At 39.3% G+C, this 14,765-nt stretch carries 10 protein-coding genes and 1 pseudogene; 2 read left to right on the plus strand and 9 right to left on the minus strand.

Annotated elements, in window-relative coordinates:
- Positions 1 to 12: 12 nt before the first annotated feature.
- From WKK05_RS11780 to WKK05_RS11795, 4 genes are all read right to left on the minus strand, one after another.
- A complete protein-coding gene (locus WKK05_RS11780) occupies positions 13 to 1,335 on the minus strand; it encodes a D-alanyl-D-alanine carboxypeptidase (RefSeq protein WP_341529900.1) in 1,323 nt (440 codons plus the stop codon).
- 736 nt (positions 1,336 to 2,071) lie between these two features.
- Positions 2,072 to 2,494 (minus strand): hypothetical protein, encoded by a 423-nt coding sequence (locus tag WKK05_RS11785; protein ID WP_341529901.1) that lies wholly within the window; start codon positions 2,492 to 2,494, stop codon positions 2,072 to 2,074.
- 154 nt (positions 2,495 to 2,648) lie between these two features.
- A complete protein-coding gene (locus tag WKK05_RS11790) occupies positions 2,649 to 4,334 on the minus strand; it encodes an iron uptake porin (protein ID WP_341529902.1) in 1,686 nt (561 codons plus the stop codon).
- 76 nt (positions 4,335 to 4,410) lie between these two features.
- Positions 4,411 to 4,905, minus strand: a complete 495-nt coding sequence (locus WKK05_RS11795; RefSeq protein ID WP_341529903.1) for a DUF4363 domain-containing protein — start codon at positions 4,903 to 4,905, stop codon at positions 4,411 to 4,413.
- Between the two features lie 458 nt (positions 4,906 to 5,363).
- On the opposite strand from WKK05_RS11795, the gene WKK05_RS11800 reads away from it, so the two are divergent.
- Positions 5,364 to 5,648 (plus strand): peptidase, encoded by a 285-nt coding sequence (locus WKK05_RS11800; RefSeq protein ID WP_341529904.1) that lies wholly within the window; start codon positions 5,364 to 5,366, stop codon positions 5,646 to 5,648.
- A 1-nt stretch (position 5,649) separates the two neighbouring features.
- Here WKK05_RS11800 and WKK05_RS11805 read toward each other — a convergent pair whose 3' ends face one another.
- Both WKK05_RS11805 and WKK05_RS11810 read right to left on the minus strand, forming a co-directional pair.
- A complete protein-coding gene (locus WKK05_RS11805; protein WP_341529905.1) occupies positions 5,650 to 6,939 on the minus strand; it encodes a HAMP domain-containing sensor histidine kinase in 1,290 nt (429 codons plus the stop codon).
- 4 nt (positions 6,940 to 6,943) lie between these two features.
- Complete coding sequence (locus WKK05_RS11810) at positions 6,944 to 7,621, minus strand: response regulator transcription factor (RefSeq protein WP_341529906.1); 678 nt, start codon at positions 7,619 to 7,621, stop codon at positions 6,944 to 6,946.
- A 326-nt stretch (positions 7,622 to 7,947) separates the two neighbouring features.
- Between WKK05_RS11810 and WKK05_RS11815 the strand changes: the two are divergent.
- A pseudogene (locus WKK05_RS11815) lies at positions 7,948 to 8,919 on the plus strand (IS4 family transposase); the annotation flags it as partial.
- 249 nt (positions 8,920 to 9,168) lie between these two features.
- On the opposite strand, the gene WKK05_RS11820 reads toward WKK05_RS11815, so the two are convergent.
- From WKK05_RS11820 to WKK05_RS11830, 3 genes are all read right to left on the minus strand, one after another.
- Positions 9,169 to 10,998 (minus strand): AarF/ABC1/UbiB kinase family protein, encoded by a 1,830-nt coding sequence (locus WKK05_RS11820; protein WP_341529907.1) that lies wholly within the window; start codon positions 10,996 to 10,998, stop codon positions 9,169 to 9,171.
- Between the two features lie 46 nt (positions 10,999 to 11,044).
- Complete coding sequence (locus WKK05_RS11825; protein ID WP_341531302.1) at positions 11,045 to 11,203, minus strand: hypothetical protein; 159 nt, start codon at positions 11,201 to 11,203, stop codon at positions 11,045 to 11,047.
- A gap of 630 nt (positions 11,204 to 11,833) precedes the next feature.
- Positions 11,834 to 14,671 carry a cation-translocating P-type ATPase gene (locus WKK05_RS11830; protein ID WP_341529908.1) on the minus strand — a complete coding sequence of 946 codons (2,838 nt, stop codon included), beginning with the start codon at positions 14,669 to 14,671 and terminating at the stop codon, positions 11,834 to 11,836.
- Positions 14,672 to 14,765: the final 94 nt, after the last annotated feature.

The raw sequence follows: 14,765 nt of genomic DNA on the forward strand, positions 1-14,765 counted from the left end.
TTTTTGAAAAGGCTAGTTTCTGAATAAAATTTCATTACGACTGTCTACACCGATTTGAGGTAAAGAGTTCATCGCTAAGTGGGGAGTTAGGATAGTAGGAACTACTTGAGGTAGTTGCAACTGCTTCATCAAATTTTGCAACAGTTTATCTTGCTCAGAACGGAAACCTGCTGGGTTTGTGCCACGGTTTAGGATTGCAAACCAGACCAAACCGCGATCGCGTGTAGGCATCACACCAGCTAAACTACTGACATCATGCAATGTCCCAGTTTTAATTACAGTCGCAACAGGAATATGTCTGCGATGAATTGTCCCTCGATGATCCAACCCGGAAGTGAGAAATAAATCAGCCAAATTCATCTGATGAGCTACTGCTTCCCGCTCTAGCGCCATGAACATTGCACAAATTGCTCTAGGGGAAATGCGATTTTCTGGGCCTAGTCCAGAACCATTGATTAATTGAATTTCGGACTGTGGTACTCCAGCCATATTAGCGGCTGTTGATTGGACTACACTAAAACCTCCCACTGATTCTGCTAGCATCTCTGCCATATCATTGTTACTAAAAACGTTCATCTCTTTGATCAGTTGTTGTAAAGGCAAAGACCGATGACGCACTAACAAATTTTGTTGAGGAGTGGATTGTAAATTTACTTTAACAGTACCCGTAATTTTGACTTGTGGCTTTGGCGTTCCCTTGGGCATAGTTGAATATTGGAAAAGAACAGAGCGGTTCCATATGGCATAATTTAGTGCTTGTTTGAGCATTTGACCTGCCAAGAATGGATAACGCTGGAAATTCATGGCGAAGTTACCAGTAATTACCAAATTTCCTTTTACTTGTTTGATGCCTATTTGATTGAGAGTATTTCCTAAAGCTATTCCTTCCTGCCAAACAAACATCGGATCTCCACCACCAGCTATGACTAAATCACCTTCCAATACCCCATTTACTACCGGCCCAGTGGCACTTACCAAAGTCTCAAATTGGTGGTCTGGCCCCCAGGTTTTGAAAGCAACTAATGAGGTAGCAATTTTGGTTAAAGAGGCAGCTGGCAGAGGTGTTGTACCTTGGTGATTAGCCATAAGCATTGGCCCTGACTGTATCCAAATTCCTTGGTTTTCTTTCAAATTCTGTGCTATCAGTTTTGATGTGATTAGCTCCTTGAGATATTCTTGCACTGTAGTGTTTCCAGATGGATTCGGATCTGAGGCAAGAACCAAGCTAGGACTAATTTGCCAAGCTAGTGCATCTAAAGCATCTAAATAATTGATTTGGATTCCAGCTTTTTCTAGCCACAGCGTTACTAAGCCTGAACCTAATAACTCAAGCATAATTTACTCCTCTCTAATATAGAATTACGTTATTTGCTATGCTAAATTATTCCATCTTATAATTCGACTTGTTAATTCTTATGTTATGAATCAGCCTCATCAATAAGATGCTAACAGTCAATAACTCTTACTTGTATTTACTTCACCAGCTTTACTACAAACTGTACTTAACCCTATTTTGTCACTCTGGGAAAAGAAAAATCAAAGCCAAATTTTGAACTTTAGATAGAACGGGCATTTGAGCGTTTATTTTCTAACACAATGGCTGAAATCATGGTTCTTTGGTAAAAGTCTTATGCTATAAGCATTCCAAATTATTCTCCTCCGAAAGTGATAAAAGAGGGTTAAGACTATAAAAAAGAGCATATTCGATCAAATGTAGAGAATATCTGTTAAGAAAACATCCACAAGATAGCAGCTATCCGTGACATAGTTATGACAGAGTTATGACCAAGTTATGGCATAAATGTGAGTTTATAAAACTACTATATTTAGCTGGTTTTACAGTAGTTTAGCTGGTTAAATATCTGTTTTATAAATTTGATAAAAATTTAGTGGAATAGATTATAAACAATTTATCATCTTGACAGTTTTTTTCAAAGTATAAACTAAAACAAACTAACTAGTGTGAAACTAATTGGTGTTTTTACCCATAAAACCAAATAGTGGAGAATAAACCTTGAATACTCTGGATTTTTCGCTATTAATATGGTTTAGCTCCTTGAGCGCTGGATTTTTAGGAGCCTAGGTGATGTTTGGCTTTCATTTGGCTTTCATCTTTACCTTGCTTCACATCAATTAGGCTAAAGATTCCAATTGGAGAACCCATTGTATGAATACTAGCAAGTTCAATACCATGCAATTGATCTTCTATACCCGATATTCCAAAGATGATGTCACGGATTTGCGTGACATCTTGATGCCCTGGGATATCTGGTGCATCCCAACGAGCAGCAAATAAAATATCGAATAAAATAATAGTACCCCAACTATGAGTAACTAAATGTAGACGGTCATTTGGTTGAAAGTTGTTAAGCCCAGAATAAGCATCTGACTTTAATAGCTTAACAACATTAGCACCGAGAAAACGACTGATATAAAGTGCAGCGTCTCCAGCCAATTGTAAAAGCTGTTTCTCCCGAAATTCTCGAAAGCACATTTGTGACCATAACTCGGATTGTTGTAATGTAAGTATTAGTTCTGTTTCGGCGAGAATTACTCAAAGTTATAGCTGATAAAGGCTATCAAGGTAAAAAACTCGAAAAGAACTAGTATCTTCTTTTTCAGAGTTTTTTACCGACTGTGCTTTACCTTTAGAAAGTAAAAGTAGTTCTCAATGCACCAATGACAGCATCATTGTTATTACTGTTGTTATCGGGCGAAGTCAACCAAATAATTCCGGGGGTAACGGTAATATTGTCGCTCACTTTGTACTGGTAGAAAGCTTCTAGATGATATGAATTATTCTTGTCTTTGCCGATTTGAGCGACACTTGAATTTGTCACATAAGGTTCCATGCCAACTACGATACCTGCTAGGTTCCCTTTTTTACCAAGGTCGGGGAATCCCAAAGTAACCGCCCAGTTCCAGATATCAAGAGTTCCCCGATTAATTCCACTTCCATTACTTGCCAGGATACGAGTGTTAGTGTAGCCAGCCCAGCCACCCAAGACAAATTTATCACTCAGTTGTAATGATGCTTCTGCACCATAAGCATTACTGGATACTGGTAGATCAGAACCAGAAAATGGAGCTAAATCATTTGGTAAATTGGGATTATTCAGTAAAGCTGAACGCAGGTTAGCACGGTTACTACCTGTACTACCATTGGCTGTGAAATCATTGTTGTAAGAATTAGCGTAAGTCAAACCAAGGGTGAATTTCTCACTAGGTTTGACCGTTAACTGTGCTATGGCTCCATAAGGGCCGTTGAATAAACCACTTTTATTTTGAGGATTAGCAGGATCATTAGCTAAATACCCCAAACTTAGTTCCAGATTCTTGCTCAACTGGTGCTGGATTCCTAAACCAGTACCATTAACTAGATAGTAAATAGGGTTACGAGTCCCAAAATGAGAAAGAGCGCCGCTACCACCATCTCCATCTAAGTAGGGGTTTACTGTATTAGTAAAATCATCGGCTGCACCTGCATTTGCTTCAACAAAGACATTTGTTTTCTTGGTGAGAGGGAACTGATACAACAGCGCGTCTACCCCAACATCATTTTTGTTGTCATTAGCAAAAGTTCCACCAGCAAACCGTAAGTCACCTTCTGGTGTAAATGTAGAGTTTCCAGAAAAGGCATTTAGGTTTGTGGCTTGCAGTCGAGTTCTGAGTAAATCTTTGCCTGTAAAGCTGGTATCAAAGTTGAGGCGGATGCGATCGCCTAAAATAGTATTTCGATTGATTTTTTCTCCCCTGGCATTATCTCCTGACACAATTCCTGCTACTGCAAAAATAGCTTCACCATTGAGTTTGGTTGTGGTAGAAAACTGATTGGCTTCTAGTTCGGTAGTGCGTGATTCCAGCGCATCCACTCGACCGCGTAAGGTAGCCAGTTCTGCGGTAAATTCCTCTTGCAATTTTTGTAATGTGGCTAAATCTTCTTTCTTAACCAAATTATTAGTTGAGGTAGCAATGAGTTCATTGATGCGTTCCAGACAAGCATTCAAACCCGCCGCAAATTCATATCGCGTCATCGCTCGATTACCGCGATATGTACCATTGGGATATCCAGCAATACAGCCGTAACGTTCTACTAATGATTGCAACGCTTGAAATGCCCAATCAGTGGGCTGCACATCTGATAATTGAGATACGGAGGTGACTTGCGCTACAGCATCAGTAGAATCTAGAGATTGCTCGGTTTGGTTACTTTCAGATTTTGATGTAGTGTTATTTCCAGGAGATGCGATCGCCAGTCTACTATAACCAAAAACTGAGGCAACAAGCACAATTAATGGAGCCTGCCGAAGAAAACTCCAGATAGCTTTTGACATTTTTATTCCTTAGACAAAATAATTAATCAGGACTAGGACGCTAGCCAACAAATACTCAGTCTATGTTATTTGGCTCTTAAGGCTTGGCAACACTCGTGATATTCTTCTGAAGAACCTCTAAGGCTGTTAACATTTTCTGTTTATTTGGTGCAGAGGCTTTAAGCCCTGCCTTGATCTCATCGGATTTATCTTCAATTTCTTTGTAGGCATTGGGAGATTTAACTTTGACTCCATCCTCAACCTTTGACCAGAAATCCTCAAATTTCTCAAATTCCCCTTTAGCTTTGGTAAAATTTCCTGCTTCAACTGCCGCCTTAGTATTGGTAACAACACCCTGTAGACCTTGAAATTCGGTTGTTGCAGTGGGAGTGGCAGTTGTTTGAGTGTTGGTTGTCCCAGTGGGACTAGCAGATGTTTCAGCGCTGGTTGTTAGAGTGGGACTAGCTGCTGTTTCGGAGATAGAACTGCCAGCAGGTGATGTCTGTGCAGTAGGTTGTTCCCCATTGTTGCATCCAACCAAAGCCATCAGGCTGATTAAAGCAACTATCAGTGCTGGATTAAAACGATTCATTATAAACTCCTCATCAAAACTCGTTTTTGTAGACTAGTCTAGCCTTGCAGAACTAACTATCCAGTTGAAGAGGGTTAAAAGGCCTCTGAAATAGACTTTTTTCCCAAATACCGAATAGCACTGTGTCTTCTCAAGGCTTTTGAGAACGGTGATCTAGAAAATAACTCGTGTTCAGATATCGCACTCACTATGAACAAAAATATTAGGTGATATTTCTGTCATTCAAATATTAAAGCTATCAAGGTAAAAAACTCGGAAAGAACTAATATTTTCTCTTTCCGAGTTTTTTACCTGTTGTGCTTTACCTTAAGAACAGAGTCTATAAAAACTCCTCACACCAATTGCTTACTTCGAGTCTTGCCAAAGAAGACTCGATTTTTCTCATCTAATTTGTATTTCAGGTGATATCGAGCCTACATTAAATTGGAAGAAAGTTTCTACTGTTTTGGAGAACTACCATGAAACGTTCATTTCGTAAGTATCATCGTATCCTTGGCATCATCATATCTCTGCCACTTGTGTTAACTGTACTGACTGGGATGTTAACAACATTTGTTCGCGAGTGGTCTATGAGTATAGGAGTTCCAGCTAGCTTCTTCTTAAGTATCCATACAGGCGAAATCTTTCATCTTGAAGGAATCTACCCAATTTTGAACGGATTAGGACTTCTGGGATTGTTGGTGACAGGATTAAGTATGTCTGGTTTATTTGGTAAAAGGACTCGGCAAAACCCCAACAATTAAACTAAGAAGCTAATGGCAAACGTACTTGAAAGCAGCTACCAACACCGACTTCACTGGTGACAGTAATATCTCCTCCATGAGTTCTAGCGATCGCATCGGCAATAGCTAATCCCAAACCTAAGCCTCCCTCTCGCTGGCTTCTAGCCTGATCTGCCCTCCAAAAGCGATTAAAAATTAACGGAAGGTGTTCTGGAGCAATACCAATACCAGTATCCTGAACATTTATTGCTACCAGCCGCTCAAGTTGAACCAGAGAAACTATCACGGTTCCTCCTTTCGGGGTATAATACAAGGCATTTTGCAACAGATTAGAAAATAATCGCTTTAGTTGAATAGCTTCACCTTTAATGAAAACTTCGCTTGATATTTTTGACTTCAGAGTAATTTCCTTAGAGACTGCTTGCGGTTCCCAAAAATCCACCAAATCCTCTAATAGTTCATCTAAAGGAATACTTATCCATTCAATCACTTGAGGACTCGTTACTGCATCAGTTCGAGCTAATAAAAGTAAATCTTCTACTAATTGAGTCATTTGATTAGTTGCTGATGATATTGCTTCCAATTTATTCACATTAGCTGGATGAACTCGCTCTGGATAATTCATGATCACTTCAACAGAAGTTTTAATTATTGTTAAAGGACTACGTAACTCATGGGAAGCATCGGCAGTAAACTGTTTTAATTGCTGAATATTTTGCTCAATAGGCTGTAAAGATTGTCTTGTTAGCCACCAACCACCAAAAGCACTAAGAATTATTACGATCAGCCCTCCTAACTCAAATCCCCATAAAAGTCTGTCAAGTTCTTCTTCTAGTTCTTCTGTAGATTCACTAACTCGCACATAGCCTTCAAGTTCTTTTCCCACACTTAAACTATGCAGATAAACAGGAATAGTAATACTACGAATTTTTTGGTATTGGCTGACGTTAAAATTAGCAGTAAATGACATCCGAGAAATAGTGTTTCCCGCTTTTGCTAACAGCCGACCATTAACATCAAACCATTCTACTCCTTGATGATTTTCACGTAAATCTTGCCAAGGAATATCTAAATCTCCATCATTATCATTATCTAAAACTCGAGGAATTCTAGTATTAATTGCTTTTTTGTCTACTGGTGCTGCTATTAAGTTGTGAGAAGCTGCATTTGCTAAATTTATGATTTCGCTATCTATTTTTTGGTAGAGATTGTAGGATAAAAAATGGTAGACAAATGTAGTAGAAGTACCCCAAATTGTTACCATTACACCTAAGTATGAAAATAAAAGCCGCCTGCCTAAAGCCTGAAACATCAATTTAAAAAGTTTGTTTTAGTCGGTAGCCTAAACCATATACTGTCTCAATAAAATCAACACTAGCTCCAGCTGATTTTAATTTTTGTCTTAAACTTCGAATGTGAACTTTTATTGTTTCTTCTCCTGGTGGCTCTTCAAAAGACCAAAGGTGTTCCAGAATCTCGTTGCGATTAAATACTTGATGGCTGTGACGTAAAAACAATTCCAAAATCCTATATTCTTTGGGAGTCAGATGTACTAGTTGTCCATTATATTTAACTTCATAAATACTTGGATCTAAACGCAAGTTTTCCCACTCAAATACAGGAGGTAAAATAGTAATTATCCGCCTGAGTAAAGCCCGAATGCGAGCCATTAGTTCTTGTAAATCAAAGGGTTTGACAACATAATCATCTGCTCCGGCATCTAACCCAATTACAATATCGGTACTAGTGTCTTTTGCGGTTAGCAACAGAATAGGTATAGAGTAGCCCTCAAGTCGTAGTTGCCGACACAAAGTTATGCCATCCAGCTTTGGTAACATCAAATCTAACACTATTAAGTCATAAGGAAAGGCTTTAGCAAATTCCAATCCCTCTTGACCATCATTTGCAATATCAACAAGATAATTTTGATCAATTAGTACTTCTGCAAGTGCTTTTGCAATCCGATATTCATCTTCTACTAAAAGAATTTTCATAACAGGTTTATCCGATTAGCACTAACACTACTCTAAATGATATCCATACATCAGCAAATGGGAAGTATCTGCCCGCAGTGTATCAACCACGAATAAAATTATTTTTTTAACATCTTTCTCCAAGAGCATCGACCTAGCAAGAAGGTTAATCCCTGCATTAATAATATCATCCATTTATTTTAATATTTGTATAGAAGTCGCAACTAACTGTGGTGGGAGATGTCTTGGGTGGTTGGTGGTTAAGTTTCGCAGTACCTCTTCGGAATGCCCCAAGCTCAAGATTGCTGAATTCTGTATTTCGGTTGGGTAATACATTATATATAGCAGTTAGAAGCTGGCTAGAAATAAATTTTGCTTTAACTGAAGTTGTTTATGTAGTTATAGACAAGACTAACTGGGGACGTATTAATTTATTAATGATTAGCGTGGTTTGGGTGTATAGGTCTATTCCAATATATTTTGAGTTATTAGACAAGTTAGGCTCAAGTAATTTTGATGAACAAGAAGCAGTATTTAAAAAAGCATTACCAATTTTTAAGAATTATAAAACTGTAGTGTTAGGAGACCGGGAATTTTGTTCGATAAAGTTGACTAACTGGCTCACAGAGCAGAAAGTCTACTTCTGTTTACGTATAAAAAAAGATGCTTTTCTAGAAATAGAACCAGAAATTTGGCTCCAATTAAAAAATTCAGGTTTATCCCTTGGTATTTCATTCTTTTATCAAGGTGTTAAATATACAAGGACTACAGGATTTATTAGTTTTAATCTTGCTGGTAAATGGAAACGGAAATGTTTTGGAGTTGCGCCGGAGGAGGGCTGGTTTATCCTAACTAATTTAGATAATTTAGATTCAGCTATTAAGGCTTATAAACAGCGTTTTGATATTGAAGAGATGTTTAGAGATTTTAAAAGCGGTGGTTATAACTTAGAAGATACTAATGTATCAGGACAAAGGCTAATTTCCTTAATATTATTAATCTCACTTGCATATACGGCTGCAACAATATCCGGACAAAAGATTAAACGCATGGGTGTTCAAAAATATGTCGGTAGAATTAAAGAATCTGAACGAACAATTCGCCGTCATAGCAGTTTTTATATTGGATTATATGGTGAGACAGCGCTGCGGGAGGGTTTCCCTCCGCAGGCGACTGCGAACCCGAAGGGGTCTAACTGGGTCGGTTTCATGGAAAATTCTTATGAATTGGTGGCTGAGTTAATGACACTAGCTCCTAATAAGCGTAAGTATTATCAACAAGGAGAAAGAGCTATGAGGCTTATTCTATCTGTATCCTAGCCCTTTTTGTCCCCCCGCAAGCCATACCTGACACTATGGAGAACCAGAAAGAATACCCTCCTAAAGCTTACCTCAGATTGACCAAACCCCGGCACGAATTACGCAAACAATTACAGACTGCTTAATTGATAAGCATTTCCGCTTTTCTTAGTGCCATTCGGTTATAGTGTATGCGATCGCGTTGCTATAAAATGGATAAAATCGAGCTTATAAAATAATTCGGGAATCTCTAGCTTGTAATTTTGTCTTTTAAGCTGTAATTTCATGATTTATAAGTCGGTTCATACTTCTTTGCAACAGTTCTTTGACAATATATTGGCCAATTTCATGAGTCACTGGTATCATCAAAATTTGGGCAACTGCTCGCGCTAGTTGTATGGAGTCAAATCCTGGCGATTTTTGCAATAGTATCCAAATACGTTTAAGGTATTCTAGCGTCTCTAAATCAATATTTACTACTAAATCTTGGTGATGATAATTCATATGCATCCCAAAAATAACTGGTGTTTTAGATAGCAAGATTTCGCCAAAAGCATCTAAGATTTTGAGTAGCTCATCCGCCAGACGGATGCGAACAAACTTCCCTTGATCTGATAGTAAATAACTAACACCCTGTTCTAATGTTCTACTGAAGTTAAAATCTTTAGTACTACTAAAGTTTATTAATACTGTTTCTAGACGATTCCACCGAAAACTACCATTTTTAAAGAGTAGATTATTAAAAGTCGGTTGTAATTGTGGGGCTGGATCAGTTAAAAGGCGTTTGAGAACGTAAGGATATGCAGAAACTAAAACTTTAAAGTCCGGGTCTATACTGATTGCAATTCCCTCTAATGCTACCAACGAACGAATAATTAGTGCATAGTACGCTGGTACTTGAAAAGAATACTGGTACATTAAGTCTGAAAGCTGTTGAATAATTACCTGAAAGTTTAATTGAGCAACGCTAGATGTAAGCGCATCATTAAACAGCCTTGTTAATGCGGCACCGATAGGAGTTACGTTTGCATCAGGAGGTAAAAACTCCAATTCTATATAGTCTTGTACCAGTGCTGAAAAGTCTCGATTGACAATGTGAATAACAGCGTTAATCAAGGCATACCTTTGATCAGGCTTGATTTCGCTCATCATACCAAAGTCTAAATAAGCTAGCTTGCCATTTTTCATTACCAGCAAATTACCTGGATGAGGATCGGCATGAAAAAAACCATGTTCTAGCAATTGCCTGAGAGTACACTGTATTCCAACTTCAATTATAGAACGAGCATCAATTCCCTGAGACTGAATCTCGGCTGGGTGAGTTAACTTGGTTCCCTTAATCCACTCCATCGTTAAAACGCGGCGATTAGTATATTTCCAATAGATTAGGGGTACATGAATATCAATCAGCGAACCATAAAGACTAGCAAACTGTTCTGCATTTTTTCCTTCTTGGATATAGTCCATCTCTTCAAATAGACGAGTAGCAAATTCATCTAAGATGGCAACTAAATTAGTGCGAATTTTCTGGTATCGCTTTTGTAAGATAATGGCCAGACTCCGCAAGATATATATATCTAGAGCAATTTTTTCTGCAAGATCAGGTCTTTGAACTTTAACAGCAACTATCTCTCCTGTGTGTAATCGGCCTTGATAAACTTGCCCTAGAGAAGCGGCGGCGATCGGTTCAGCAGATAATTCTGCATAAATTTGGTCTGGAGTTTCCCCTAATTCTTCTTGAATAAATTTGTATGCTAGTTCGTTAGAAAAAGCAGGCAACTGATCTTGAAGCTTAACAAGTTCATCTATATAGGCTGAGGGCAGTAAATCAGGGCGAGTAGACAGTGCTTGACCAACCTTAATGTAGGCGGGGCCAAGGTGAGTGGCAATTTCTCGCAGTTGAATGGCTTGACGCTGCTGCTTTTGTGTGGACTGTCCTGTTTTGCGGTTCCACCACCATTTAACAGTAAAGTCAAGTATGGGAAGTACAATTTGCAGCCACCGCTTGAAGACTTGCATTTTACGATCGCGGTATTTTTGAGCGATAGCTTCTGGGTCATAGCGGAGAGGTTTTTCTAATGGAATTGTGACTTTACTCATTTTTTCAGTAGTTATAACCAAACTTCTAGCCAAACAATCTGTCATCTCAACCGATTTGCAAACCGATTTCAACCCTATCGACTACGACTACTCCTAAACCAGAAACCACCCCAAACGTTAAAGCGATCATTAAGGAAACAATGGCATTAATAACACCGCCAGAAATATCTCCGCGTAAGTTTCGGAAATGAATTCTATTAATCAATTGCATTAGCTTGGAAGTCGTGTGAAAGGAAAGTAATAAGAGGCATTAAGTATGAGGAGGATGAGAAAGATTTAGAAACTAATAACTTCTAACTCCCCACTCCCTATTAATTAGATTTAAATTTAAATTAAGACCATAATAAATCTCAGCGAAAATCTCATCTTGAGGCGACAAGGTAAATAATATTTTAAAATGAATTTTATTCAAAAATGGATTCAATCGAGATTTAATTCAGAGGATTATTAAATCTCATTTTATAACTTATATCATCAAATAAATCTTAGTTAAAATCTTCTTAATATTTATTAAAAATAAATGGATGTTACTTCTTCTGCTTTTTATTTTATGTCGCCTAAAAAAATTACTTTCCAGATTATTTTGAATTTTTTTCTTGTTTTTTGCTCATTTTTATTTTATTTGACTCAGTTTTTAGTCTATTTTTTATTTACAGTAATGTCTCTTGATCAAATAATTACTACTTAATAACACTTACCTCTGACAAATTACGAATTATTTTTTGCCTAATTGGGCGTAATTTTCTGTCTGAAAAACAGGATATAGGGAAAGAGATTTGTATTCCCTTGTTTGCCCAATTCGGCATGGGTTTCTGTATTTACAAATAGTCCTCTACTACTGAGTCCTTCTACGCCAACGGATAAATAACTTCTCTAGTTCAATCCACACAAAGGTAAGTGCGCTAAAACCAATACAAATCATTAATTCCATGAAGGTGAGGTAGTGGGTGCTGAAGAAGTTCCGTAATGGTTCAACGTAAATCAATAGCAGTTGCAGTATTGATGTCAATATTACCGATGCCAGAATAAAGGGATTAGAGAAGGGATTAATCTCCATAAACAGACGGGTGTTAGAGCGAATTGCTAGAGCGTGTCCCATCTGTGACAAACACAGAGTAGTAAAGACCATTGTTTTCCAACGGTCTGGATCAAGAGTACCACCTGCCGTATTTGCTTGGGTGTATCCATAAGCCCAGGACATCATAGCGATACTAATGATCGCTAAAACAATTCCAATCCGAATCATGTATGATCCTAACCCACGGGCAAAAATATTCTCCTTGGGATTTTTGGGAGGTTGTTGCATCACAATTGGTCTACCCGGTTCCACAGCTAGTGCTAGGGCGGGAACTCCGTCTGTAACAAGGTTCATCCAGAGGATTTGTAGCGGTGATAGGGGTACACCACCTAAACCCATCAGAGGTGCAGCAGCAATTGTGAGTACTTCTCCAATATTACTGCCGAGTATATAGCGGATAAAGCGGCGGATGTTGATGTAAACGACACGTCCTTCTTCTGCTGCTGCCACAATAGTAGAAAAGTTGTCATCTAATAGCACCATGTCGCTAGCTTCTTTACTGACATCAGTGCCAGTAATACCCATTGCTACACCAATATCTGCTTGCTTCAGAGCCGGAGCATCATTAACGCCATCGCCAGTCATAGCCACAACATGACCCCGATGTTGGAGTGCTTGCACAATCTTCAGCTTGTGTTCTGGAGAGACGCGAGCGTAGACGCTAACGCGGTCTACATGTTGTTCTAGTTCTGCCATGCTAAATTTTTCGAGTTCTCGACCTGTGAGGACTTCATCTTTAGGACTGGCAATACCTAAATCTTCAGCGATCGCTTTTGCTGTCAGTTGGTGGTCGCCTGTAATCATTATCGGACGAATTCCCGCCGTGCGACAGCGAGCAACTGCATCCCGTACTTCCGGACGAGGAGCATCCAACATTCCTACCAATCCTAGCCATGTGAGAGCGTTTTCGGAAATATCTTCAGAACCTTCTGGTGGTAGTTCAGTTAATAGTTTGTTAGCAAAGCCGAGAACCCTTAGCCCTCGCATTGCCATCTTGTTATTTTGCTCTAGAATACGGCTTCGTTGTTCTGCTGTTAGTGGTTTGACATCGTTACCGACTTGAATGTGAGTGCATCGTTCTAATGTCAATTCGGGAGAGCCTTTAGTAAACATCAGATGGGGAGTTGCGTGCAAATGGAAGGCGCTGATACCTGCACCAGATCCTTCTGCTTCCACCATAACGCTCATCCGTTTGCGTTCTGAGGAGAAGGGAAACTCTGCCACCCGTGCAAAGCGATTATCTTGCTCGTCTTTGCGGAAAGAACCTTTACCTGCCAATGACAACAATGCACCTTCTGTGGGGTCGCCCAAAATTGACCACTCGCCATTTTCTTTTTGTAATATGGCATCATTACAGAGTACGCAAGCTAGTAATAAGGCTTGCAGTTCTGGGTGAGCTTGGGAAAGATGGGTTTTATCTTGCCATTGAAATTCACCATTAGGAGTATAGCCATCTCCGGTAACGTGGGCTGTATTGCTGCCTGTGCAAACAGCTTGTACTACCATTTTGTTTTGAGTCAAAGTTCCAGTCTTATCAGAACAAATGACGGTGACGGAACCGAGGGTTTCTACCGCTGGTAGTTTGCGAATGAGTGCATTTCGCTTCACCATGCGCTGTGTTCCTAATGCCAGTGTGACTGTAATCACAGCAGGTAAGCCTTCTGGTACTACCGCTACCGCCATACTCAAAGAAACTTTGACTAGTTCTTCAAACAAACTGGGATTGAAGAAAGTACCACCAGCAATTACAATCACCACCAGCACTAATGCACCTGTGACTAGGACATTTCCTAGTTGGGTCATGCGTTTTTGAAGTGGGGTAGGTTCCGACTCTACCGACTGTAAAGCACTAGCAATTTTTCCTAATTCTGTCTGCATTCCGGTGCTTGTGACTAGCACCGTTGCTCGACCTTGCACTACTTCCGTACCTGAAAAAACTAGATTGATGCGATCGCCTAATGGTGCATCTTCTGGTAATTGGACTTCGGCTTGCTTGTTAACTGCATGAGCTTCTCCTGTTAAGGCAGATTCTCGCACCTGCAAGTTCACCGCCTCCAACAATCGCCCATCAGCAGGAACCTTAACACCGGCTTCCAGTAACATAACATCTCCGGGTACTAATTCTTTAGACTCAACCTCTAAGGTTTTGCCATCTCGAATTACCCGTACCTTAGAAGATGCCAAATTTTTCAGGGCTGCTAAAGCTTTTTCTGCACCACTTTCCTGTAGGTAGCCCAATACGCCATTCAAAATCACTACTACAAAAATGGCGACGGCATCTTTAGGAAAGACGAATATTCCTTTAGTTAAAGCTTCCCGGACATCCAGAACAGCAGAGATAATTGCCACAGCAATTAACATCAGCAACATGATGTTTTTGAATTGATCCCAGAGGATTTCTCCGGGGGAGCGGGTTCCACCTTCTGTTAGCTCATTTGAACCATAACGTCTGAGATATTCTGTAACTTTTGAGGTCGTTAAACCAAATGTGCGATCGCTTCCTAATCGCCTAATAGCTTTAACAACTTCTAAGGTATGCCATGCAGACGTTTCAGCTGGTTGAGTGAACCCAGAGTCTGACGTAGTAGAAGTCATAGATATTCTCTTTTAAATCAAAAACTTGAACTCACATAGCACTATGATTAAATGCTATGAATGCGTTTATTGCTACTATTAAATATTACAATCT

The sequence above is a fragment of the Nostoc sp. UHCC 0302 genome, from assembly GCF_038096175.1.
Lineage (GTDB): Bacteria > Cyanobacteriota > Cyanobacteriia > Cyanobacteriales > Nostocaceae > UHCC-0302.

Bases quoted from the DNA above. Each gene is read 5' to 3' on its own strand.
- WKK05_RS11780 (WP_341529900.1), bottom strand. From the start codon at position 1,335: ATGCTTGAGTTATTAGGTTCAGGCTTAGTAACGCTGTGGCTAGAAAAA.
- WKK05_RS11785 (WP_341529901.1), bottom strand. From the start codon at position 2,494: ATGTGCTTTCGAGAATTTCGGGAGAAACAGCTTTTACAATTGGCTGGA.
- WKK05_RS11790 (WP_341529902.1), bottom strand. From the start codon at position 4,334: ATGTCAAAAGCTATCTGGAGTTTTCTTCGGCAGGCTCCATTAATTGTG.
- WKK05_RS11795 (WP_341529903.1), bottom strand. From the start codon at position 4,905: ATGAATCGTTTTAATCCAGCACTGATAGTTGCTTTAATCAGCCTGATG.
- WKK05_RS11800 (WP_341529904.1), top strand. From the start codon at position 5,364: ATGAAACGTTCATTTCGTAAGTATCATCGTATCCTTGGCATCATCATA.
- WKK05_RS11805 (WP_341529905.1), bottom strand. From the start codon at position 6,939: ATGTTTCAGGCTTTAGGCAGGCGGCTTTTATTTTCATACTTAGGTGTA.
- WKK05_RS11810 (WP_341529906.1), bottom strand. From the start codon at position 7,621: ATGAAAATTCTTTTAGTAGAAGATGAATATCGGATTGCAAAAGCACTT.
- WKK05_RS11820 (WP_341529907.1), bottom strand. From the start codon at position 10,998: ATGAGTAAAGTCACAATTCCATTAGAAAAACCTCTCCGCTATGACCCA.
- WKK05_RS11830 (WP_341529908.1), bottom strand. From the start codon at position 14,671: ATGACTTCTACTACGTCAGACTCTGGGTTCACTCAACCAGCTGAAACG.